19 protein-coding genes and 2 pseudogenes are annotated in these 24,112 nt (G+C 56.7%); 15 read left to right on the top strand and 6 right to left on the bottom strand.

Translation table 11 applies throughout. The features are described from left to right. Window positions 1–42: 42 nt before the first annotated feature. Complete coding sequence (locus LD110_RS09640; protein ID WP_225498580.1) at window positions 43–1,473, bottom strand: sugar transferase; 1,431 nt, start codon at window positions 1,471–1,473, stop codon at window positions 43–45. A gap of 299 nt (window positions 1,474–1,772) precedes the next feature. Between LD110_RS09640 and LD110_RS09635 the strand changes: the two genes are divergently transcribed. The 9 genes and pseudogenes from LD110_RS09635 (at window position 1,773) to LD110_RS09595 (ending at window position 9,962) form a co-directional block, all read left to right on the top strand. Further along, window positions 1,773–2,963, top strand: coding sequence for a glycosyltransferase (locus tag LD110_RS09635; protein WP_225498579.1), 1,191 nt, complete (start codon window positions 1,773–1,775; stop codon window positions 2,961–2,963). Window positions 2,964–3,133: 170 nt separating this feature from the next. Then, on the top strand, window positions 3,134–3,625 hold the full coding sequence (locus LD110_RS09630) for a DapH/DapD/GlmU-related protein (RefSeq protein ID WP_225498578.1): 492 nt from the start codon (window positions 3,134–3,136) through the stop codon (window positions 3,623–3,625). Further along, on the top strand, window positions 3,622–4,752 hold the full coding sequence (locus tag LD110_RS09625) for a glycosyltransferase family 4 protein (RefSeq protein WP_225498577.1): 1,131 nt from the start codon (window positions 3,622–3,624) through the stop codon (window positions 4,750–4,752). Before LD110_RS09630 ends, LD110_RS09625 begins: the two co-directional genes overlap by 4 nt. Then, window positions 4,739–5,800, top strand: coding sequence for a glycosyltransferase family 4 protein (locus LD110_RS09620; RefSeq protein ID WP_225498576.1), 1,062 nt, complete (start codon window positions 4,739–4,741; stop codon window positions 5,798–5,800). The genes LD110_RS09625 and LD110_RS09620 overlap by 14 nt, the downstream gene beginning before the upstream one ends. A 103-nt stretch (window positions 5,801–5,903) precedes the next feature. After that, on the top strand, window positions 5,904–6,338 hold the full coding sequence (locus tag LD110_RS09615) for a DapH/DapD/GlmU-related protein (protein ID WP_225498575.1): 435 nt from the start codon (window positions 5,904–5,906) through the stop codon (window positions 6,336–6,338). A 39-nt stretch (window positions 6,339–6,377) separates the two neighbouring features. Further along, window positions 6,378–7,469 carry a polysaccharide pyruvyl transferase family protein gene (locus tag LD110_RS09610; protein WP_225498574.1) on the top strand — a complete coding sequence of 364 codons (1,092 nt, stop codon included), beginning with the start codon at window positions 6,378–6,380 and terminating at the stop codon, window positions 7,467–7,469. 105 nt (window positions 7,470–7,574) lie between these two features. Further along, window positions 7,575–7,952 (top strand): annotated as a pseudogene (locus LD110_RS24055) (coenzyme F420 hydrogenase/dehydrogenase beta subunit N-terminal domain-containing protein); the annotation flags it as partial. Between the two features lie 12 nt (window positions 7,953–7,964). Continuing rightward, on the top strand, window positions 7,965–8,708 hold the full coding sequence (locus tag LD110_RS09600) for a Coenzyme F420 hydrogenase/dehydrogenase, beta subunit C-terminal domain (protein WP_225498674.1): 744 nt from the start codon (window positions 7,965–7,967) through the stop codon (window positions 8,706–8,708). 21 nt (window positions 8,709–8,729) lie between these two features. Then, window positions 8,730–9,962 (top strand): oligosaccharide flippase family protein, encoded by a 1,233-nt coding sequence (locus LD110_RS09595; RefSeq protein WP_225498573.1) that lies wholly within the window; start codon window positions 8,730–8,732, stop codon window positions 9,960–9,962. A 105-nt stretch (window positions 9,963–10,067) separates the two neighbouring features. Here the strand turns inward: LD110_RS09595 and LD110_RS09590 are convergent, their stop codons facing one another. The 4 genes from LD110_RS09590 to LD110_RS09575 all read right to left on the bottom strand — a co-directional run bounded on the left by LD110_RS09590 (window position 10,068) and on the right by LD110_RS09575 (window position 14,883). Further along, window positions 10,068–10,958 carry a glycosyltransferase family 2 protein gene (locus LD110_RS09590; protein ID WP_225498572.1) on the bottom strand — a complete coding sequence of 297 codons (891 nt, stop codon included), beginning with the start codon at window positions 10,956–10,958 and terminating at the stop codon, window positions 10,068–10,070. After that, window positions 10,948–11,589 carry a CatB-related O-acetyltransferase gene (locus LD110_RS09585; protein ID WP_225498571.1) on the bottom strand — a complete coding sequence of 214 codons (642 nt, stop codon included), beginning with the start codon at window positions 11,587–11,589 and terminating at the stop codon, window positions 10,948–10,950. The genes LD110_RS09590 and LD110_RS09585 overlap by 11 nt, the downstream gene beginning before the upstream one ends. 71 nt (window positions 11,590–11,660) lie before the next feature. Continuing rightward, window positions 11,661–13,190: a polysaccharide biosynthesis tyrosine autokinase gene (locus LD110_RS09580; RefSeq protein ID WP_225498570.1), complete on the bottom strand. Its 1,530-nt coding sequence runs from the start codon at window positions 13,188–13,190 to the stop codon at window positions 11,661–11,663. 1,228 nt (window positions 13,191–14,418) lie between these two features. Then, window positions 14,419–14,883: an Lrp/AsnC family transcriptional regulator gene (locus LD110_RS09575; RefSeq protein ID WP_225498569.1), complete on the bottom strand. Its 465-nt coding sequence runs from the start codon at window positions 14,881–14,883 to the stop codon at window positions 14,419–14,421. A 204-nt stretch (window positions 14,884–15,087) separates the two neighbouring features. Here LD110_RS09575 and pdhA point away from each other — a divergent pair, with 204 nt between their 5' ends. The 6 genes and pseudogenes from pdhA to LD110_RS09545 all read left to right on the top strand — a co-directional run. After that, window positions 15,088–16,314, top strand: coding sequence for a pyruvate dehydrogenase (acetyl-transferring) E1 component subunit alpha (gene pdhA, locus LD110_RS09570; protein ID WP_225498568.1), 1,227 nt, complete (start codon window positions 15,088–15,090; stop codon window positions 16,312–16,314). Beyond that, window positions 16,311–17,438, top strand: a complete 1,128-nt coding sequence (locus LD110_RS09565; RefSeq protein ID WP_225498567.1) for an alpha-ketoacid dehydrogenase subunit beta — start codon at window positions 16,311–16,313, stop codon at window positions 17,436–17,438. Before pdhA ends, LD110_RS09565 begins: the two co-directional genes overlap by 4 nt. Window positions 17,439–17,440: 2 nt before the next feature. Continuing rightward, window positions 17,441–18,892, top strand: coding sequence for a dihydrolipoamide acetyltransferase family protein (locus tag LD110_RS09560; protein ID WP_225498566.1), 1,452 nt, complete (start codon window positions 17,441–17,443; stop codon window positions 18,890–18,892). 136 nt (window positions 18,893–19,028) lie between these two features. Next, complete coding sequence (locus LD110_RS09555) at window positions 19,029–19,868, top strand: sialate O-acetylesterase (RefSeq protein WP_225498565.1); 840 nt, start codon at window positions 19,029–19,031, stop codon at window positions 19,866–19,868. Next, entirely contained in the window at window positions 19,865–21,391 is a 1,527-nt protein-coding gene (locus LD110_RS09550) for an O-antigen ligase family protein (protein ID WP_225498564.1), read from the top strand. Before LD110_RS09555 ends, LD110_RS09550 begins: the two co-directional genes overlap by 4 nt. A gap of 106 nt (window positions 21,392–21,497) precedes the next feature. After that, a pseudogene (locus tag LD110_RS09545) lies at window positions 21,498–22,103 on the top strand (response regulator transcription factor); the annotation flags it as partial. 355 nt (window positions 22,104–22,458) lie between these two features. Here the strand turns inward: LD110_RS09545 and LD110_RS09540 are convergent. Next, complete coding sequence (locus LD110_RS09540) at window positions 22,459–23,910, bottom strand: O-antigen ligase family protein (RefSeq protein WP_225498563.1); 1,452 nt, start codon at window positions 23,908–23,910, stop codon at window positions 22,459–22,461. Window positions 23,911–24,112: the final 202 nt, after the last annotated feature.

Raw genomic sequence — 24,112 nt, 5'->3', positions numbered from 1 at the left:
TGCGGCTCATTCGATGGCTTTCCTTTGGTTGGGGACGTCTGGCTAGTAAGCGCCAGTGCTATGGAATACCGCCCTGACTGTTCGCATCAGGATCACAAGGTCGCCGGCGAGCGACCAGTTCTCTACGTAATACAGGTCCAACCGAACTGAATCTTGCCAAGACAAGTTGGACCGACCGCTGACCTGCCATAGCCCTGTTACTCCAGGCTTCACCAGTAAGCGACGCCGCACGTCCCGCTCGTATGCCTCGACCTCCCGCGGGAGGGGCGGCCGGGGCCCGACGAGACTCATTGACCCGCCGACCACGTTGAACAGCTGCGGCAATTCATCGAGGCTGAAGCGTCTCAAGAAGCCTCCAACCCTTGTAATCCGGGGATCGTTCTTGATCTTGAACAAGACCCCGTTGCCCTCATTCTTGGCCTCCAACTCGGCGCGCCTGGCCTCAGCGTCCACCACCATGGATCGGAATTTGAGCATCTTGAAAGTGCTGCCCTCGATGCCCACTCGTTCCTGGCGGAAAAGGACGGGACCTTTGCTGTCGACCTTGACCAGAATTGCCACTACGAGCATGAGCGGTGCGGAGACAACAATCATGGCGCCAGCTACAAAGACATCGAATAGCCGTTTTGCCACTCTCTGCCCGGCATCAAGAGTTGGTGTAGTGACGTGAATTAGCGGTAACCCGGACACTTGTTGCGTGTGTATCCGCGGTCCGGCAACGTCGATTAGCGCCGGTGCCATTATGAGACCGACGTTACGTGCGGCAAGTTCCCAGCCCAATTGCCGCAGCGTTTGGGGGTGTAATTGCACGCCAGCAGACACCGCCACGGAATCTGCGTCGCAATGTTCGATTGCCTCTAGGATTGGGGCTGTTTCCGGTGTGGACCCCAGATTGGGTAAGTCCGAAATCTGTTGTTGTTTGGCCGGAGAGCCAGGAGTGTAGACGGCAACAGGCAAGTAACCAGCGTGCCGCGTTTCTTCCAGGCTGGAGGCCAAGTGAGCAACTGCGCCAGGCCCGCCCACAAGAAGTACGCGGGACATTCTTTTGCCCTTAACCCTATCGACATTTAAGTGTTGCCTCAGTAGCCATCTGGCGATTAGCAAGCCTGTTAGGCCAGCTGGCAGGGCAATGCCGACGTATCCCCGTGCTGTGTCGATCCGAAGGACATAAGAAAAGATGGCCACTAGGCCGAATAGCCAGAGTGATGCCGCTGCAACTCTTTTGTATTCGTCCGGGCCCGCCCCGAGCACGCGGCTTTGTCGTGTGTTCCAAATGCCGAGCATGGTCCACCAAACGACTGCCAACGCGGCTGAGAACGCTAAATATGCGGATTCGTGCCTAGTGACAGTGAGCCCAGGGTCAAACCCAAATCTGATGACGTAGGCACCTGTAACGGCCCATACGATCACAAACGCATCGACAATTCGCAATGTACGAGCTGTACGGTTCCGCCAGTCTGTGACAGTCCCCAATTAACACCCCCATAGTGTTGTCGGCAGGGGGAGACCCTCCCACATGAGATTACAGGTGTTCGTTGCTTCCACCGGAATGTTTCATAAACCGTCAACAGATGAAACCTATTGTTGATGTTGATACTCCAAACTGGTCACGACTCTCCAAGGAGGGGACCCGTGTGCTATGACTCTATGGAAAGAAAGTATGACCGATAAATGAAAGCATGTGACAAGTGTCACATCAGCTTTACATGCGACCGTGAACCGCGGGATGCTACGTGATGGCGAAGTGTTCCAATCAGTCACTAAGGTGACGGATGATAAATCTCGGTCTCTTCTGGGCGGCAGCCTTAGATATGTCATCAATGGGGGCACAAATTATGGTGGGATCCGTCGCTATTATCGGCACGCGTGGTTATCCGAGTTACTATGGCGGATTTGAAACTGCGGTTCGTAAGCTTGCTCCGTATTTGGCAGACAAAGGCTGGGACGTCTCTGTCTACGGGCGTCCTGGGCAGAAAAATGACGATCCGAATCGTGATCACCGAGTGCGTGTTATTGAAACGCGCGGCGTCGAAAGCAAATCTCTCAGTACGCTGAGTTTCGGTCTGACGTCTTGCCTTCATGCCATGGTCGCAAAACCTGACGTTGCTGTGGTGATGAACGTTGCTAATGGGTTCTGGCTTCCATTGCTGGCCCTTAGGGGCATCCCGACGATTGTCAACGTTGACGGAATCGAGTGGGAGCGTGCCAAGTGGGGCAAAGCCGCAAAAGCGGTCTTCCGCCTAGGCGCGCGCATGACTGCCCGATTCGGCACGGTTCTGGTTGCTGACTCGGTGGAGATTCAGCGGCGCTGGCAGGTAGATTTCGCGAGATCGTCTGTCTACATTCCGTATGGTGGCGAAGCCGCACGCTCTGACGGGTCTCTGGAAGCGCCGCTGCTGCGCCGCAAGTACGTTCTTGCCGTCGCGAGGTTCGTGCCGGAAAACACAATTCCCGAGTTTCTTGAGGCTGCGCGAAGCCTTGCCAGAGACCACGTCGTGGTCATTGTTGGGTCTTCCGGCTATGGCGGCCCCTTGGATGAAGCTGCGGAGACACTCGCGCAAGAGTCCCCAAACGTGCGATGGCTTGGGCATGTGGCAGATGATCGCCGCTTGTTAAGTCTTTGGAAGAATGCGGGCGCCTACTTCCACGGCCACAGCGTTGGGGGGACCAACCCTGCGCTTGTCCAAGCGATGGCGAACGGGGCGCCTACTGTGGCACGGGACACTGTCTACAACCGCGAGGTCCTGGCGGACGCAGGGGAGTTCTGCCAACCAACGGCGGACTCCATTGAGCAGGCAATCCGGCGGCTCATGGACTCTCCCGAGCTCCAGGAAAGGCTTTCAACCGCTGCGCTGAGGCGGCTCAGCGAAGGGTTTACCTGGGACAGTGTCTGCGAAAAGTACGAAGTTGCTATTCGTGAGCAAGCACGAGTGGATGCGGACACGGAGGTGGTCGCAAATTGAAACTCCTCCGCTTTGATGGGTTGCCTTCGAAACACAACACGTTGGCAACTTTCCAAATGTTGCTGAAGACGCTTCCGATGCTGCTTCGGGGCACGCCCACGAAGGTGTGGCTCCGGAAGTCCGGGGGCCCCCTTTTCATTGGCCGTGGGGCGAGGGTGTCGAATCCACAGATGATTGCGCACGAAGGCCGGCTCGTCATAGAAGATTTCGCCGAAGTTCAAGGACTGGCAAAAGGCGGTCTCAACTTCGGCAAAGACGTTTCCATCGGCCGAGGCGTCATGATCCGTCCCTCCAGTTACTACGGAGGCGAAGTTGGCGTAGGCCTGTGGGTGGGCGATCGTTCGAGCTTTGGTGCCGGATGCTTTATTGGGTGTTCGGGCGAAATTCGAATCGGTGACGACGTGATGCTCGGGCCGGGCGTGAGGCTCTTTTCGGAGAACCACTTGTTCGACGATAACGCTGCCACCATTAAGTCCCAGGGTGTCCTACGCGAACACCTCATAATTGGGGACAACGTATGGGTGGGTAGCGGTGCAACAATTACGGCCGGCGTTACAGTTGGATCCGGTGCCGTCATCGCTGCCGGAAGCGTCGTTACCAAGGACGTTCCAGACAACGCCGTAGTCGCAGGCGTACCAGCCAAGGTGCTGAGGTCGCGATGAAATCGGTCTTCCTGCACTCCAGCAATGAGATGTACGGGGCGGACAAGATCCTGCTTGAGATTATGAAGGCGCTGCCAGACGAGGATCGCCGCCAGTCCACTGTTCATCTCCCTGATGATCTCCCGCCATCTCAGAATGCACTGGAAGACCATCTAGGTTCGCTTGGTGCAGAAAACCGGATCTCACCGCTTCCGGTTCTGCGTCGTCGTTACTTGAGACCCCGCGGAGTGCTTCCACTAATCAAGCGCATGTGGGGAACCTGGAGGCAGCTCCGCCTAGATCGACCGGATCTGGTCTATTGCACTACTTCGGCAATGGTCCTTTGCATGCCGCTTGCCAGGCTCGCGGGCGTCAAACGCGTGACTCTCCACGTCCAGGAAATATGGTCCGCCAAAGAAGCGCCGGTTCTGGGGACGTTTGCTCGCGCTGCAGATCGAATCGTTTGCATCTCCGACGCAGTGCGTGAATCCTTGCCCCACCGGCTGAAGGGACGCGCCGTGACTCTCCTGAACGCTCACCGCGAATCGGACCGCGATTTCATGCCGGTAGCACATGACGGCCCAGGACTCACCTTTCTGGTTGCTAGCCGATGGAACTCTTGGAAGGGTCACAAAACTCTCTTGGCGGCGTGGGACCAGGAGGAGTGTCCGGGGAACCTGGTCGTACTCGGCGGTCCCCCTAGCGTGGGGATTGGCGTTGATGTGCGCCAACTCGCAGCTTCGGTGAAGCATTCCGACCGGATTTCAATTGTCGGCGAAGTGTCGGACATCACTCCCTATCTTGATTTGTGCGACTTTTTGGTCTTGCCATCCGATCAGCCGGAGCCTTTTGGCCTGGTGCTTCTGGAGGCCTTTTCGAGGGGGCGCGCCGTCGTGGCCAGCAATGGTGGAGGCGCCCGGGATGTTGTTAGTGAAGGCCATGACGGACTTCTATTCACAATGAGTGACGCCCAGCATCTTTCGTCGCAATTGTTGTCGCTGGATCGAAGCACGGCAATCCGGATGGGTGCCAACGCGAGGCGCACCTACGAGGCCAAATACTCGATAGAAGCCTACAGCAGGGAATTTCAGGAGTTCTGGAATCCGGCAGGGAACTACGAAGGCAGGAAGATCGATGCGCACAGCTAATATCGTTTATTGGTATGGCCTTTCAGAAATGCCTCGGGACGGCGGGGGCCTGAGGGCTCTTGCGTGGCATGACGCCTTGATGCAGCTCGGATTTGACGTAAAGATCCATGCACTTCGTGCGGTAGGTGAAGGAGTTCAAAAACCTGGTGCAGCTAGGAAATTGAAGAAGGCGCTTCTTCCAATGCCTCTTCAGGGTGAATTGCCGAACATGCCTGAAGCCGATCTCAACGTCATTACAGTCCCGTCCGTTTTCGAAGCCGCGTCGAGGGCACTGCCAGCTTCATCCATGATTTTTGACTGGATGGATCTATGGAGCGTAAATGCGCGCACCATGGGCGACGCTTCGATATGGTCCCGCCCCGGCGGAATGTTTCAGAGTCTGGTCTGGGAATCGCGTCAGAAGCGGTTGGTTTTGGCGCCGTCAGCAAACGTGTTCGCCGGGTATCAAGACACAGAATTGTCGGAGATACCGGGGGCGGCTCCCGGTCACTGGATTCCAACCCCCATCAAACAGGTTCCACGCACTGTTCCAACCAGCCGGAACAGGCCCCGCGCTGTCGGTTTCATTGGTAATTTTCACTATTCGCCAAACGTCATGTCTATTCGGCGCTTCATTGACCATCACTCTGAAAACTTGGCTGGTCGTGGCATCCGAATTAGGGTCGCTGGCTTCGGATCAGAGATCGTAAACACTTGGGGTAAGCCTGTCGAAGTCCTGGGCAAAGTCGATTCGCTCGTTGACTTCTACTCCGGTATCGATGCCGCGATTGTTCCCATTGATCATGGGGGTGGGATCAAGGCGAAAGCTGTTGAAGCAATGGCGTATGGCACTCCGGTGTATGGCACGGAGCACGTCGCAAGCGGATTCAGTCCTGATTGGAGTGCGTATGTGGCACCGATAGAGGACTTGCTGGACGACAATCCAAGGCCCCCGGCTACGCCCACCTCAGAAGAATTCAGCGCTCAGTTCAGCCAAGAGGCATTCATGTCATCCGTACACTCCCTGCTCACCGCCACTGGACATCTCCGTCGGCAGTTGGTGGGTTGAGTCGAAAGTGCGCTTGTATCTTCAAGGCTTCAAACTGTGGTTGGGCTTCGTGGTTGGTCGAATTCCGTGGCATCGATTCAGGATCTTCTTCTACCGCCAGGTCATGGGTATGAAGATCGCTCCTAGGACCACAGTTCACTGGCGTTTGGCATTCTTCGCACCCCAGGGAATTTCCATCGAGAGTAACTCGATCATTGGGAATGACTGTTTCTTGGATGGACGAAGTGGATTGACTATTGGCTCAAACGTCAATATTGGGGGCCACGTCCAAGTGTTTACCGTTGGGCACGATCCGCAAAGTCCGAGTTTTGGGACTAAAGGTGGTCCAGTTGTTATTGGAGACCGCGCCTACGTGGCTTCGCGTGCCACGATTCTGCCCTCGGTGACGATTGGTGAAGGAGCTGTCGTGGCGGCTGGGGCGGTCGTCACGAAGAGTGTGGAACCCTATGACATTGTTGCCGGCGTTCCCGCAGTTCCAATTGGCAAGAGAACCCGCGAACTCGAATATGACCTAGATTTCCATATGCCATTTCAGTAGGCAATCAAATCGGAGATCTGACTGACTTAGGAGACAGATTTGTCGAAGCGCGTCTTGGTCCTATGGGCTGACGATAATTCCAGCAATTTAGGCGTTCGTGCCCTCAGCCAAGGTGTTTTTGCTCTCGCCCAACGGGCATGGGGTGACGACACAACCGTTGACTTTCAAAGTTTTGACGTTGGGCCGCTTGGTACCCAGCTGTCCGGGAAGATCGTGGCGAAGGGACTGATGACCAGAAGCCGGGATCTTCGTCTTGCGATGTCGAAGTACGACGTCGTCCTCGACACGGGGGCCGGCGACAGTTTCACGGACATTTACGGTCTGAAAAGACTGGCCATAATGGCATACACGCGGCACGTGGCAAAGTTGGCTGGGGTCCCGGTCATTATGGCCCCGCAGACCATCGGGCCCTTTAAAACCCGTATTGGAAGGTTGACAGGGCGCCACACGCTCAGGAACGCACAAACCGTGTTTGTACGGGACAGCATCAGCCAGGGCTTTGCCCGAGAGCTCGGTCGGGAGCCAGACCGCTTGGCCACAGATGTGGTCTTTGCTTTGCCTCAACCGACCTTGCGCGCCGAACGGGCCGACGTTGGGCTGAACGTGTCGGGTCTCTTGTGGAACACGGACTCCCATGTCTCTGGAGCTGAATACAGAAGCATGACGCGCGAGTTGATCAGAAATTTGCTCGATTCGGGTAGGTCTGTCACCTTGATACCGCACGTGATTGAGAACCCTTCAACAGACAACGACATGGATGCAGTCAGAGACCTCAAAACGGAATTCGGGGATGCCGTCCAGGTTTATGTGCCTTCCGACCTGCCCGAGGTGCGGGCATTTGTGGCTGGGTGCAACGTTGTGATTGGGGCCCGCATGCACGCCTGTCTCAACGCACTTTCTGTCGGTACACCGGCCATACCGCTTGCTTATTCCAGAAAGTTTGCTCCCCTTCTCGGAGACTTGGGCTGGAACCACACGCTGGATCTAAAAAAGGACACAGAGATCGTAGCCAAGACCTTGGAAATCCTTGCTCGTCCCGATTTGCGGGAAGAAGCAGCAAAGGTCCGGGAACTGGCGGAACGAAGGCTTTCAGCGGTCGTTGACCGTCTGGGTGACTTTGCCCGGGTATAGGTGAGATAGTCCTTGAAAGAATTCGACAACGCCGTTCGTGCGGTGGTTAGTTCCGGCAACTGCTCGGGATGCGGCGCATGCGCCCTAATTGATCCTGGCCTCAGGATGAGCCTCGACAATGCAGGGTTTAACAGACCAATTCGGGTGACTGAATTGGACCCAAGCCAGGATGCCCGGGCGACAGAAGAATTTCGTGCCACTTGTCCCGGCCTCGTTGTTCGGCGACCGGATAGTTCGGGCGGGGACTTTGAGGCTTCGCTCGGCTGGGCAGTTTCGTCTTGGCGGGCGTGGGCTGTTGATTCGGAGACGCGTTTCCGGGGCAGTAGCGGAGGTGTCTTGTCGGCGTTATCTGATTGGTTATTGAGTTCCGGCCGTACCGCCAAAGTAATTGGGGCTGCAGCCGATACTGCAGAGCCGCGTCGCACAGTTGTCGTGCAGTTGGGCATGCCGACGGTTAGGGAACGCCAGAGTAGTTCCCGCTACGCTCCTGTGTCGGTGGCAGAAAACGAATCAAGCCTTGATGCCGACGTCGCCGTTATCGGTAAGCCTTGCGAAGCTGCCGCGCTTAAGCAGCTCAGCGACTTTAGGCAGCTTGAGAATAGACCTCTACTCCTGTCCTTCTTCTGTGCCGGCGTTCCCAGCCAGTGGGCGACAGATCGCCTGTTATCAGAGCTGGGGATCCCGGACGAATCGCCGCTAAGGACACTGAGGTATCGCGGTCATGGATGGCCCGGGGAGTTTTATGCGGAAACTGTTGATGGTGTTGCCGCGGCAACGTCGTACGAGGAGTCTTGGGGAAAACAGCTAGGTCCCTCAATGCAGTGGCGTTGCAAGGTATGCCCCGATGGCGTTGGCGAGAGTGCAGACATCGTTGCAGGTGATTTCTGGACCACCGATGAACGCGGATATCCTACGTTCGAGGAGGGTGCGGGGGTTAGCGCGCTCATCGCCCGCACACGCCGAGGGCACGAAACGATCGTCGCCGCGATGAAGGCCAACGCCATTCACGCAGAGCCCCTCGACCTCCGAGAGATCAGTTCAATCCAGCCGTATCAGGTTGAACGTCGGGAAACCCTGTGGGCCCGGTTAGTCGGACGACGGCTGGCCGGGTGGAGAACACCGTCATTTAGAGGTTACGGACTCATGAGGCTGGCCGCCGCTCGCCCTGTCCGCTCAGCCCGGTATGCCTATGGATCCTTTAGGAGATCGTTGGCTGAGACGCGTAATGCTCGCCGTTGACTTCTCGCCGGAAGCCATAGGATGAGAATCCTTCTTCACCTCGCCGGCAATATTGCGCCACTAATAGCCGGCCTGGTTACTGCACCCCTGACCGCCCGTGCTTTGGGCCCCCAGGCGAGGGGTGAACTGGCGATCCTGATGATCTCTTCGGTGTTCATCGGCTTGGTCGGCGCCTTCGGGCTGGGCCTGCTGGCCCGTCAAGATGTTGCAAAAGATCTTGGACAGGCTCACGGCTGGAGTAGGCGCGGTAGGCGGCTTCTCATCTACTCCTCGGCCGTGGCGGCCGTGCTGGGCGTTGGGCTGACCAGCTACCTTCGACTCGATCCGGCAGAGGGGATCGCGACGGTTATCTTTTTATCATTGGCCGGAATGAGCGCCAGCAAATCAATCGACGCCAACATTTTGATCGTAGCTGGACACACAAAGCAATTTGGTGCGGCGAATCTTACTGCATCCCTCTTCTTATGCGTGGGGATTGTCGCTGCATTCCTCGGAAACGTACTTCAGCTTTCGGTGGTTGTTGGCCTCAACGCGGGTTCATTGCTTTTGCAAATGTTTTTGATTGTGGTTCCAAGGCGCAGGCTTCTACGCAACACGCCAGAGTCGCCGTTCGACGCTGAGAGGGTCAGGGTCTTGGTCCGCAGAGCTTGGCGGGCGTGGAGATCCCAAGTCCTAGAGGCCGGACTAGTTCGGGCAGATAGCCTGATCTTCATTACACAGGCGACAGTGCAAACGGTCGGCTACTATTCGGTCGTGGCACTCATACCTCAAACGGCCTATCAAATCTATCTAACGCTTATTCAGACGTCGTACGCACGATCACCGAAGATGAAGCTTCGCGACAGAACTTGGCTATCTTGGCAGGTGTCGCTGTGCATTAGTGTGCCCCTTGTAGCCTCGGCCACCGTCGCCGCTGTCCTGCTGATTCCAATACTCTTCGGGGAAGCATTTCGGCCGGCGCTGGAATTACTGGTTCCAGCCGCTTCCGTAACTGTGGGACTTGCGGGTATGGCGCCAGTTCTTCAGCACTTTGCAGTTTCGCCAACTGGTGACGCATGGTTTCCGATTGTCCTCATGGCGATAGCCGTGGCGTGCGCAGTCGTTGGACTCTTCACTAGTGCTGCTATTGCTGTTTCATTCCTCGGTGTTGCATTCACAGTTGTGGGCGCTTTCTACACTTTCCTGCTGGTTGGCGGAAAGTTGTTCCGGTTTTCACCATCGTCCTGGCGGGAACTCTATGGTAGGGCTTGCTGATCAGCCATCCGCCCACTGTGAACGGTCGTACTATTGATTCGCAGATTTCCCCGTTTCACTCAAGAGAGACAGACAATTCTGTTCAAAGCCCTTAATAGTGAACGGTTACAGTTTCCCAGTAGTAGCTTGACCTGAACCAATGGGAGGTAATGAAGCGGCAATTCGCCTCGCTTCAAGAATTGCTTTCCGACTTTCTACGGCCTTCGCTCTGAAATTCTGCGAGGGATAGGCGGACATCAACAATTGCCTCGCTGAGACTTCGATCAGAACAATCATCCGTTTCCAGAAGTTGAAGTAACGAAGGGCTAGCAAGGTGCGGTTTCGTATGGCCAAGCTCCGTTTAGGCCCATTAGCCGTTTGCTCGACCTCTGTATCCAAATTAACTACAACGGGGATGCCAGCGCTCGCGCACTTGACTCCGAGAGCAACGTCTTCCATGTACATGAAGAATTCTTCAGGGATGCCCCCAAGACGTGCAAGCGATTTGGCGTCGATCAAGAACGCAGCACCGTCAATCCAATCGGCGCGCTTAGTGCCGGACGCCCCTGGGCGCGTGTTGTGGGTGGGGTAATAGAAGGGAAGTGCCAGCTTGCCCCCGTTTGACCAAACGACTTCATTACCTTCCGCATTCTGACTGACTAGTTTTGGTCCCACGACATGCCCATCGGGATGGAGGGCAGCCGTGTTCATCAACCCGGCAACAGAACCGCTGCGGAAAATCGCCTCATGTGTGCACACGAGGATTTCTGTGACCTCAGGCATGTATTCTTGAACATGTCTGAATCCGCGATTGACCCCGCCAGCGTACCCTCGATTTGTCCCGTCATCCAGGATGGTTATGTCAGCATCGATTTGGCTGCGTTCCAAGGTTGACGAGTTGTCGACTACAACAATCTTGTTCTTGTCTATATGAAGCGCCAAACTGGCGAGAGTGTTCTCCAGGGTTGACGGACTCTCGTAGTGAACAACTATTGCGGCCACTGACTCAGTTTTCATGGTCACTTTTCTCCATTCGGGACCCGATTAAGGTAACAGTTCGAAATGCGTCAGACGGGTTCAAAGTCCAAAACTCGCTTGCAAGAATCTCAGCTTGTTTCTCATCGGTAAATCTGATCTTCAGCACTTTCGCCGGGTTGCCGGCTACAACTGCGAAATCGGGTACATCACGAGTTACGACACTTCCGGCACCTATGACCGCACCAATACCGATTCGGGTGCAGCCGGGCAGAATGGTGACATTGGCGCCAATCCACGAGTCATGACCAATCCAACATTGGCTTCGCTCTACGTCTTGATGTGCTGCCACAAGGCCAAGGCCTGGGTTGTAGAAAAGTGGGTGCAAAGCGGGGAATCCGAGGGGATGGGATGCTCCGAATCGCCTGACATTTGGACCGATTGAAACGTAGTCACCAATGACAGTTTGTGGATCGCAGTAACCAAGGTTAAGGAGCGAGCCGTAGCTGAAGTCTCCAACTTTTATGCCATGGTACTTCTCCAGTATCTCTCGCAGCGTTGCTGAGTACATGTCTCCGCCTTCCAGCGAGACGACTTTATTCAGTACACGTTGTCGGAACGGAACCCGCAGATAGTGCATCGCAAAGATCTTGCCGACGGTGGACTGCCTCATGTTTGGCACAATTCTCCTGAATGACGCGCTAGTTCGACATGGAAATCAGTGCATCTGGACCCTGATGATTGCTAGCGCCGTCCGGCCGGGAATATGCGTGCCGGACGCTCTTGTGATGGCAAATCCTCGAGCCGACGGGGTGAACGGTTCGACCGTCCTTTGCGCTTGCCTGGACCCTCCTCGTTGCGCTGTTCCACCTGCGCGTCATTACTGTAGTAGGTGTAGGAGTAAGCATCGGGACCCTTGACGGGCAGCCGATTAAGTACGATGCCAAGAACTGTTGAATCCACCATTTCAAGCGAGCCAAGAGCCTTGGCAAGGTCTTGTTGGCGAATTTTGTGTGAGCCAACGACGACCAGAACACCTCCGACATGCTGAGACAGCACTGCAGCGTCGGTCACAGGCAACAATGGGGGAGCGTCAACGATTACAGTGTCAAACGACAGCTCCAACTGAGTGATGAGCTGTTCCATCTCAGTGGAACCGAGTAGTTCGCTTGGATTTGGCGGAACTTGCCCTGACGTAAGAACGAACAGATTGTCTTCACCCCACTGCTGTAACAGCTCGCCAGCATCAGCGATCCCTAGGAGAGCGGTAGTTAGACCCGCATTGCGATCTAAGCCTAAATACTCGTTGATCTTCGGGCGTCGAAGGTCGGCGTCCACGAGGCAAACGGTCTGTCCGGCCTGGGCTAGGGCAATAGCCAGATTGGTCGCCGTAGTACTTTTACCTTCACCAGGCAAAGAAGAGGTCACAAGGACGCTTTTCGCTCGACCTGAAACATTCGCGAACTGAAGGTTGGTTCGCAGTTGCCGGAATGCTTCGGCTCGCGGACTTTGGGGCGCCGACTGAGTAAGCAAGGGCTTCTTTGTTACTTCACCATCAAACGCAATCCCCCCGAGTAGGGGTGCTTTGGTCACGTGGCGCAGGTCGGCCTCACCCCTGATGCGACTATCTAGCGTGGTCCGCAACACTGAAGCTCCGATTCCCAGAATGAGCCCAATAACGAAACCTGCGATCAAGTTCAGCCTCGTGTTAGGCGCTGAAGGCTGCGTCGGCGCTTTTGCTGGCTTAATGATCGATAGACCAACAGGTGAAGATCCGCCATTTTTAGGTCTTTCAAGTGAGTCAACGGCCTTGACGAGGCTGTCCGCTACTCCTTGGGCTATGGCTGCGGCTTGTACGGGTGACCCGTCCGAGACGGCGATATTGATGAGCACTGTATTCATGTCCGAGCTAGCCTTAACTCGTTGGGCAAGCTCGTCGGCTGTGGTCGATAAGCCCAGAGAGTCTATGACCGGCTGTAGTACGGCGGGTGAGCCGACTGTCTTAACGTAGGACTGAACTCTTGCCTGACTAAAAGTATTGCCCTGCTGAAGTTCGAGAACAGAACCCGAGTTTTGAATTGCAACGAACAGCTGCGTCTCAGCTGTATATGTCGGTCGCGTGAGTAACGTCGCAGCTCCGCCGAGTAGCGTGCCCGTCAAGGCTGCAGCGACGATCACCAGCCAATTGCGACGCAAGACCCGCAAATAGTCGCGTAAATCCAAACCGGTTCCCCTTATGTCGATTTCTGTAACGGCAGTCTTGACGCCGGTCATGCTCGGCTCTTATTACCGGACCCGTCAAGTACATTCTACCGGGCAAGAATTGTGTTACGGAGCGTAGTCATCCGACTCGGATAGATAGGCTTCCGCGGAACGTGGGGCACGTCTAAGTTAGTAGAAGAACCGCTTTTCAAGGCGACTTCAGTCACGCCAAAACTACTAACACCATCAGGTCGGGCGGTACGTCTTCGATAGCCTCTCAGGAACTGTATGGCCGTGACGTACATGTCGAAGATCGTCCTGAAATCGCTAATAGCGCACCAAGATTCTTCGATCCACCGCGTTCTCAGGGCCTTTTTTCGTTGAACAGATAATCGTGTGCCAGCATCTCCGAGTGGAGGTAGACATCAGTCTACGGCTGGCAGCAAATCGTGTTACGACTTTGCTGAAGTTTAGTGGTCATGTACCTAGGGCCAAGGGTGGCTGTATGAATTTGTGCGGGGCGTTACACCTGAAGATAGAGGCTGACTACGCCCATATTGTCGTGACCGCTGACAGAACGCCGCAACCAATGGCAGTCTCGTATGAAACCAGCCAATGACGAAGTCGCTTCTAATGACTGTTATGGGGCGTTAAATCCACTCATCTTCGAGGGCCAGGGCCAGAGTCGACGCCGCGGGCTGCGGCCACGAAATCCAACTAAATGAACGCGATTACGGGCTTTGGCATGATCTCAGGGCTATGAGTCCCGAGACAGGGTGTGACGTTCCGTGGTTGTCGCTTTGATGCGTCGGTCAGGTGCACATGCCGCAAGGCGATTTTCATCATCGCATCGGGGAGTGAAATCTTAGCTCCCGTCTTGACGGAGTCGTGCGTTTCGTGAGTTAGCGCCAGTTTCCGCGTCAAGGTGTATGAGGCCGTTCCGCAAAGAGCTGCTCCCAGAAAGTTTGATCTGAATTCTCAGTCCCGTTTTCGGGGCCAGTTCGTCGCGGGAAGTTGGCTCCTTCATTGTTGCGATGTCGTCACCGACTGCGCCGACTAATTGGATTCACTTCGTGCGGTCTGAATGCTCGGAGCACCGGACGCTGGCAACGAGTACTCCTATGGCCGAATGCCCATAGGACGTAATGTGGTTGGTCGTTGCACGGCATGTATCGCAAAATGCCTGCTGCTGTTTCGTTCCCATGCCTCGATCGTAGGCAGGTGATCATTTCCTTGGCGTAAACGTCGAGTTATTTCCTCGTCGTCAGAAATTTACGTTGAGATGTCGGATTAATGCGGATTAGCGAGTATCCAAGTCTTCAAACACCAGGAACGTTTGCGTATCCACGACGCCTGGCATTGATTGAAGTTGATCGAAGATCACCTTCCTGAGGTGAATGTTGTCTACGGCCCGGACTAGAAGAATCACGTCGAAGTCGCCGCCCACAAGTGCGATGTGGTGGACTTCGGGGATAGCCCGCAGCTGTTCGCGGAGCTCCCGCCACGAGTGTTGCTGGACCTTAAGGGTCACGTACGCGGAAGACCGCAAACCTGCTTTGATCGGATCCACAATAGCCGTGAACTTTGTCAGGACGCCCTCGCCAGTGAGCCTCGAGATCCTCGTGTAGGCGTGGGCGCGGCTGATATGGACGTTTTCGGCAACCTGCGTCACGGACATCCGCCCGTCGCGCGTCAGCTCCGCAATGATGTTGCGGTCCACGTCATCCAAGGGAACAGCAGTCGGCTCCATCTCAGATTCCGCCACAGTTTCGCATCTTCCTTCCCGAGCGAGGTTACAACCACTTTCAAATCGTCTATGCCGACCGCTGTAAGGGCCGTCACAAATGCGTTTTGTCTTTCAGATTAGGCTCTTTCAGGCAGGATCTCCATGATTCCTGCCAACTGTGGATACGAAACTTGGTTCAGGACCATACTGAAGGCGAATAGTGGCTACAGAAGGGACGGACCAATGACGATCTCCGCAGACCACACAGCAGCCGAAAATACGGACCTCAACGCCGTTCAGGCCGATGCCCAGGAGGCAGAGGTTCGGCGCAAGTTCGGTATAAGCCTTGAGGCCTACATGCTGCCGGCACACCGCCAGATTCAGATGGTGGACCCAGAGGGGCAGCTCAAAGCACGGGAGGAGCAAGGCACTGAGGCGGGTCACGAGTACCCGCTACCCGGTGACGCAGAGTTGGTTGCTGCCTTTGAGCAGTTGGTGGTGGGCCGGCGTGTGAACGACCAAAACTCCGCCTTGGTTCGCCAAGGCCGTATGGCCGTCTATCCCTCCAGCCACGGGCAGGAAGCCTGCCAGGTAGCCGCTGCACTGTGCCTCTCCGAAGGCGATTGGCTGTTCCCGACCTACCGCGACGCCGTCGCCGTTATGGCACGCGGGGTGGACCCCGTGGAAGCGATGACGATTTTCAGGGGCGACTGGCACGGTGGCTACGACCCGCTTGAACACAATGTTGGTATCCAGTGCACGCCGCTCACAACGCAGTTATTGCACGCCGTGGGAGTTGCCCACGCCGCCAAGCTCCGCGGGGAAAAGACAGTTGTCCTGGCTATGTGCGGTGACGGCGCCACGAGTGAAGGCGATTTTCACGAGGCGCTAAACTTTGCCGCCGTCTTCCACCTGCCTGTCATTTTCTTCATCCAGAACAACAAGTACGCCATCTCGGTGCCGCTCAGCCACCAAACCGTGGCGCCATCCCTTGCGCACAAGGCCGTTGGTTATGGAATGGCCGGGGAACGAGTGGACGGCAACGACCTCGTAGCCCTGCTGGCCGTTTTGGATCGCGCCGTCAAGCTGGCCCGGGAAGGCTCAGGACCTCTGCTCGTCGAGGCGAATACCTATCGCATGCAGGCGCACACAAATGCCGACGACGCCACCCGTTACCGCGCGGAGAGTGAAGTGGCCGAATGGATGGCCAAGGATCCCATTAGCCGTTTGAAGACCTATCTCCAAGGCCGAGGTCTTCTGGATGCAGAGGCGGAAGCAAGGATTGCAGAGCACGCCGAAGCCGTGGCCAAACAGCTGCGCGAGGGCCTGGGCGAGGACGTCCCGGTTGATCCCCAGGAACTCTTCCGCAACGTGTTCAGCGAACCAACACCCCAGTTAAGGGAACAGTCCGCCCTGTTGGCCGACGAGTTGTCACGCGAAGCAACTACACGTGAGGAGACTGCACGATGAGCCCCACAGTCACCACCAGCTCCGAAGCGAACGGCAACGTTAGTGCGGCAACAGCCAGAGCTGCAGCTAAGGCTGCTGCGGTTGCCGAAGCAACAGGTCCACAGCCTGTCACCATGGCAAAGGCGCTGAACACTGCATTGGCAGACGCCATGCAGGCAGACTCCACAGTATTGGTCTTTGGCGAGGACGTCGGTCAGCTGGGAGGCGTTTTCCGCATCACGGATGGGCTCATGGCCACATTCGGCGAGCAGCGATGCTTCGATACGCCACTCGCTGAATCCGGGATTGTTGGCATGGCAGTTGGAATGGCGATGAATGGCATGAGGCCTGTCATCGAGATGCAGTTCGATGCCTTCGCTTACCCGGCGTTCCAGCAGATCATCAGCCACGTGGCCAAAATGCACAACCGGACCCGCGGACGCCTGAAGCTTCCGCTGGTTATTCGCGTCCCATACGCCGGCGGAATCGGCGGTGTAGAGCACCACTGCGACTCATCCGAGTCCTATTACGCACACACGCCCGGGTTGAAAGTGTTCACTCCCGCAACCGTAAGCGACGCCTACCGGATGCTGCGGGAGGCCATTGATTCGGACGATCCCGTCGTATTCATGGAGGCCAAGAAGCTTTACTGGTCCAAGGACCAAGTAGACCTCGAAGCCCTGCGCCGGGAGCACGATGGACTAAGCGACGGCGGAAGCGGCACCCATGCGCAGCGCACCGAAGGGCGTGCCGTCGTCGCACGCACCGGGACGGACGCGACGCTGATTACTTACGGTCCGTCCGTTCCGACGGCGATGGCAGCCGCGGCAGCGGCCGCAGAAGAGGGTCGATCGCTGGAGGTTGTGGACGTTCGCTCCATCGTTCCGCTCGATGACGAAACGATCACTGCATCCGTCCGAAAGACCGGCCGGGCCGTAGTGATCGCCGAAGCTCCAGGCTTTGCGTCCATATCCTCGGAGATTGTGGCGCGAATCCAGGAGCGCTGTTTCCATTACCTCGCCGCGCCCGTCCGGCGCGTGACCGGATTCGACATTCCCTACCCGGCACCAAAGCTGGAGCACTACTACCTTCCGAGCGTCGACCGCATCCTCGACGCCGTCGACGACCTGCAGTGGGAGGACTGACAATGACTGAAATTGCGCAGGGCAAGCCGCAAGTTTTCCTGCTGCCGGACTTGGGCGAGGGACTAACTGAAGCGGAATTGGTCAATTGGCTGGTTGCCGTGGGGGACGAGGTTCACGTCGACCAGCCCATTGCCGAAGTGGAGACAGCCAAATCCATGGTGGAAGTTCCCACACCATATGCGGGGATCGTCACCGAATTGCATGGCCAGCCGGGCGAAACCATCGACGTCGGCAGGCCGCTTATTACAGTTTCTGCGGCGATAAATGCTTCCGAGGAAATGCAGGTTGAGAAGGAAGAAGTTGGGGAAAAGGCGGCTGAATCCGGCTCGACTGAAGGTTCTGAGGCGGCAGCAGCAGACACGTATAGAACTGAAGAGCGTGCAGGTTCTGGGAATGTACTCATCGGCTATGGGACATCAGGAGGGGGAGAGGCCAGGAGAACGCGCCCAAAGCGAAGCACAGCGACTGGTGCAACGGGGACGGAGGCAACGCTCGATTTCCCAGTTTCCAGGACTCGCATTCCTGGCAAGCTCAGTGCAGTGATTTCGCCCTTGGTTCGAAAGATGGCCCGCGATCACGGCGTTTCGCTGGAGGACATAGCGGGCACGGGGGATAGCGGTCTCATCATGCGGCGGGATGTAGAGGCTGCCATCGCGCACACTACCGTTCCGGAGCCGGCAGTCCGTGAAGCTCCTCAGCCTGTGGCGATGGTTGCAGTTCCTGGTTCCTTCGATTCGCGCACAGGCCTTGGTGTGACCTCACGTGAGCCGGTTCGAGGCGTCCGGAAGGCCATCGCTGCAACCATGGCCCGTAGCAGAAGGGAGATCCCTGAAGCCACGGTCTGGGTGGACGCGGATGCCACGGCTCTCATCGACCTTCGAGCCGGCCTCAAGAAGCAGGACCCGAATAACACCCCGAGTCTGCTTTCCTTTATCGCAAGGTTTGTGACCGCCGGATTGGGACGTTATCCCGAACTAAATACGCGTATTGAGTCGGCGGACGATGGATCCCAGGAGATTGTCGCGTTTGACGGAATCAACCTTGGCATTGCCGCGCAGACGGATCGCGGACTGGTGGTTCCGTCGATTCGACACGCCGAGAAACTAAACGCGCGAAGGCTTGACGCCGAAATTCGCCGGCTGACTACCGTTGCACGGGAGGGTAAGGCAACACCGGAGGAACTCGGGAGTGGCACCTTCACATTGAACAATTACGGTGTATTCGGTGTTGATGGATCAGCCGCCATTATCAATTACCCCGAAGTTGCCATCCTGGGCCTCGGCCGAATCATTGACAAACCGTGGGTTGTTGATGGGCAGCTAGCAGTTCGGAAGGTGACCGAATTGACGCTTGCGTTCGACCACCGCGTTTGTGATGGAGCGACAGCAGCCGGGTTCCTGCGGTTCGTGGCTGAGTGCATCCAGAACCCGGGCGGGGCCGTACTTGATTTGTGACATGGGAATCAGCCTTAATCCCATCAAAATGCGATGCCGGGAACCGCTGATTCAAACTAGGTGTGGAGCGTAACTTTATGCGATGCAGTGCACCCATGACTCCTGGGCGTTACATTGGGGCGCTACGATCCTAACCGTGGGCAGATTAATGAACGCGCTTGGGGGCCGCCGGGCTAAGCCCTCCAATGATGGATACGACGTTTATCTCATCGCTGGTCAGTCTAATGCTCTGGGTGCTGGCGTCACCGATTTTGATCCACACTTAGATCGTGCTGACTCTATGGTGCACCAGTTTGCAGGGTGTGGCAGGAAAGCCGGTCAAATCCTCGAGGGAACGCATCCGCTGTGGCATTTTACACGGGCCACTGGAGTTGGATTCGGTGTCGAGTTTGGCAATAGGGCGGCAGGAGCGAGCGGTAAACACGTCCTGCTTGTTCCAACCGCCCGTGGGGAGACCGGATTCTTCCCTCATAACGGCTTCACTTGGGACCCAAATGACAAGTCTGGCGCGGTAAACTTGTTCGAATTCGCGTGCCGACAGCTGTCCAAAGCCTTGGCGACGCATCCAGCGAATCGACTGCGTGGAGTTTTGTGGCATCAGGGGGAAGCCGACACCTGGCACCTTGAACTAGACGAATATGCAGCCATGCTGGACCACCTAATCGTCGGGTTTCGGACACGCTTCGGAGAAGTGCCGTTTATCATTGGCCAGATGAGTCCGGACCGAATGAGTGAAGGACTAGCCGAAGGCATTGTCGGCTACCCGAAGATTGATGCTGCCCATCGTGACACACCAAGGCGAATGTCGTTGACTGCCTTTGTCGAGGCTCCGGCAGGGCTGTACAACTCCGCAAATGACAAGGTTCACTTTAGTGCTGCCGGGCAGAGGGAATTCGGTCTCAGATACTTTGAGGCCTATCAGCAACTGGCGTCCGGTGCCCGCCACCGCGGCGATATCGGTCGGGCCATATCATGAGCACTGTGAACATTTTGGGGGCTAAGATCTTCGACCGCTCGCACGGACTCGCTGGGGACGATCTGAAGTGGGCAACTTTGGCAGTTGCCGCCGCTGCTGGCAGTACATTGGCTGCATTATTCGTGCCATGGTTGCTGGCGGCGCTAGTTGTCGTCTTGATTTGGATACTAATCGTCTGGTATCGGCCCGCTTGGATGTTCCATCTCGCCCTCATCACGGGATTCTTGGCTTTGCCATCCATTGTGCCAACAGTTATCTCCACGCCTTTTGGTGGCCTGTTCCTTTTCGAGCCTGCTCTGCTGGGATGTGTGGCGGCAAGTCTCATCAGGAAACCCCACGGACCGCGCATGCCATGGCCGCTTGCGTTTTTTGTACTGATCTGCGCAGGCGCTGTCCTGTTGGGAACCTATGTTGGGAACCCCCTGGGGCCAATGATCATCGATATTCGCCCGCTTATAGATGTGATTCTTGGGGTCATTTCCGGTGCAAGCATCCTGAGCTTCGTCAAGATCAAAGGGCTGATCAAGACCTCGGCACTCATTTTGTGGGCGTCACTGTTGATGACGCTTGGCGCTTCGTTCGGGTTTATTGAGCTAATGGGCCGTTCCGAGGTGGCCTCACTTCAAGGAGCATCAGTTGGTGCTGAAAGGTTGATAACGCCGGCTACGTTCTTTGCGCTGGCCGTTGCCTGCGCCGCCTTCAGTGGACTCGTGACGAAAGCGGTGTCGGGCAAGGACGCCCTCACGTTGGTGGTGCCTGCAGTCGCCATCTTGTTTGTGTCGTTTAGCCGCAACAACCTCGTGGCCGTGGCCGTGGCTTTATTTTGGGCCTTCTTGGCATCAGGAAGTGCAGGCTCGCGGATCTCAGCCCTGTTAAGACTAGTCTTCGGTGCTGTGCTAGTTAGCGCCGTTTTGGGAGGCGCATTAGTCTTGATCAACGCCGACTGGCTGCAGACTCAGATCAACGGCTTCAGCGAGCGTGTAATCGAAGGGCTAACGTCCGAAGGGATCAGCAACGACGGGTCGGCTCAGTTTCGTGTTCAGGAGAACGAACTGATACAGCCAGTGATCGGCGAATCTCCCATCTGGGGGCACGGCTTCGGCGCTGCCTATAAGGCGCCGTACGGGCCAGCAACCTACTTTACCGCAACCACTGCGCCATACTACGCCCACAACTACTACTTATGGCTCATGCTCAAAGGAGGCGGCGTTCTCTTACTGGGCTTTTTAGTACTAGTGGCGTTGCCCATCATTACGTCGTTCAGAACGCGCAACGCAGGGCAAGTGACCATAACAGCCGTGTTGTTGGCATTCTTAGCTGTTTCGACGGTTGCACCGATGCCAAATGGCTTCCCTACCGCCGCGCTATTCGGATTGCTGCTGGGCGGTGCATATGCGGCCACCCGCAAAACCGCGTCATCCATTCGCAATAATCGAGCAACACCGGCGAAGCAGTTTGACCAGGGGCCTGTGCCGCTCCGCCTATCCCATACGCCGCTCCAATTACCTGAATATCGCAAGTAACGAAAGTCCGTTTGACAATATCGTGGCCCATTTCCGCTCGGAATGAGCCTAGACTGGGCCACCACCCCGTTGTGACCGCTAGTGTGTTGATTAACTCGATGTCACCGGGCTTTGGGCTGCGGTGGAGAGCGCGTACGACGTCATCATCCTGGACATCAACCTGCCCCTGAAAAACGGCTACGACGTCCTGCGTGAGCTGCGTGAACGCCACAATTGGACCCCCGTGCTGATGCTCACAGCCAAAGACGGCGAATACGACCAGACGGACGCTTTCGAATTGGGCGCCGACGACTACTTGACCAAACCGTTCAGCTTCCTAATTCTGGTGGCCCGCATCCATGCCCTGATCCGCCGGGGCGCGCCCGCCAGGCCCGTGGTGCTGGAAGCAGGAACCCTCCGACTTGACCCAGTAAGCCGACGAGTGACGCGCGGCGAGACCGCGATCAGCCTGACTGCCCGCGAATTCGGACTGCTTCACTTCCTCATGCGAAACCAAGGTCAGGTGGTGTCCAAGGGCGACATCCTGGACAACGTGTGGGATTCAGCCTTCGACGGCGGAGACAACGTAGTCGAGGTCTACATCGGCTACCTTCGCAAAAAGATCGACGCGCCGTTCGGCCTGCAGACGCTGGCGACCGTTCGCGGTGCCGGCTACATGTTGGAGAGCGATCTGCCCGCCCACACCATCAGAAAAGAAACCTCGGGAAACTAGTGGCCAAACTGCCTAGGAGTGCATCATTCCATGCTTTGGCGGGCAATGGCCCTATAGGGCTTTCCCGCATCGACACTGGCTTCGAACCGCTGACGATTGTTGGTGCACCTTTGCTTGTCAGGGTGGTCGGCGCCGAGGTTCCTTTCGAAAGGGGCTAGGGCTTCAGCAGCGTAGAGAGCCACGGCTTCTGCCAAGCGGCCACGGTCGCAGACGGCCAAATTGTTTAGGAGAACAGCAATTTCGGCGTGGTCGACCCACTATGCACTCTTTGAGCAGATGTGGTTAAGTTTTTGACTTCCATAATTGCTGCCAGATCTACTCCGAGTCACGCGAGGTCCCCGAGCCCTGATCCGAGCTACCGACCACTCCGTGCGTTCTCGGCGTTCATTCTGGCAACGTGGGCTTCCTGGGTGTTTCCAGTCCAGTTGTAGATCGACGAGAGAAGATTCCACGGGGCGGCATCGCGCGGATTGAGTTCGGTGGCTCGGCGGGCGTCGGACACTGCCCTTTCGGGATCTTTGAGGATGGCCTGCGAAACTGCCCGCTGCATGTACAGTTCGGCGTTGTATGGTGCTGAGGCAATGGTTTCATTGAGGATGTCCCGCGCTTTTTGGGCTTGCCCGGTGGCGTTTAGTCCTACGGCAAGCGCCAGCTTCGACTCCACAGAACCCGGATAAATCGCTAGGGCTTTCTCAGCCCACGTCACAGCAGATTTCCCAGCATTGCTGTTGCCCTCAGAAGACGCCGCTGCAAAAGCCTGCGCAGCAAGCATGGCTGTATCCGCGTCCCAAGGTCTCAAGGCTGCCGCCGCCAGGAACTGCTGGTCCGCTCGTGGGATCTGTCCGTGGGCCACCAGGTCCTTGCCAGCTTTCATTGGCCACTCGGCGATGGTTGCGGGGATCGCTTGGACCAGACCGACCACCACTGCGGCCGTCAGCGCTACACGCACTCCTACCGCGCGAGCCCCTGCACGCAGCTTTGGGTTGGTTTGCTTGACTGGTCTAGGGACTCGGCTGAGACCCACCAGCCCTCCAACAAGGAAGAACGCAAGGGGGCCGCTACCTGGAGACGTGAAAGCCGTCATCAGCGCAACGCCGTAGGAACACGCGGCCGCCAAGTATGACAGCTTGCTTTCCCGCTCCAGTGGATTTTGGGCGGTAACCAGGTTGCGTATGCCAAAGAATAGGGTTCCGACCGCGCAGGCAATGACCGGCAGCAGCGTGATTAATCCCCCCATAGTGGCCGCTTGGAGTATCCACATATGCGGTGCATCAGGCGGGTAATCCGTTCCCACCTGCGCGGCCCAAATTGTGTCGTGATAGGCGGGAAGTAGGTCAACGAACCTACTTGGGCCAACACCGGTCAGAATGTGGTCTTGGAAAAGGGCCAGACTCTCAGTCCACAACAACCATCGACCCTCGACCGTGGAAGATGCCATGAGTCTCGCACGACTGGCGGGCACAACTAATGCAACCGCAACTGCGGCGATGGCCGCCAAGGAGAAAAGGGCAACGCCGCGACGCTGCCCCTGGGACCAGGACTTCCACGACGTGGCAAAGAGAATAACCAGGCTCATGAACCCCGCAACAAAAGCCGCGCGAGATCCGGACGTGGCCACCGTTATAGCTGCTGCGGCGGCGCCGGATACAAGCAGCCAGCTCCGTTTACGAACAGCCGGTAATAGCAGCGTGGCAAAGAGGAGTGCTCCAACTATTCCTTGGTCCGTTGCATTACCCAAAAGTGCCCCGGGGCGGTCGAATTCTCCCCCGCCAAGAGGGCGCAAACCGAAGAATTCGAGGGTAGCCACTAAAGCAAGGGCAAGGGATGCTACCGCGGCACATTTCGTCAGGAGGCCTGCGTTTTCGGGACTTCCCGGAAGGAGTTTTGCTCCTGTATACATACAGCCGAGGTACGTCCCGAGCGCCACCAGGCCTTCATAGCGGGGCCAGCGACCAACAAGGGACACAAAAGGATCCGGCCCAACAAGACACGCGATGACAAAAGCGATT

This window comes from Arthrobacter sp. M4, assembly GCF_020251205.1.
Classification (GTDB): Bacteria; Actinomycetota; Actinomycetes; order Actinomycetales; family Micrococcaceae; genus Arthrobacter.
The sequence above is the reverse complement of the archived record's forward strand: the minus strand, read 5'-3'. Positions and strand labels throughout refer to the sequence as shown.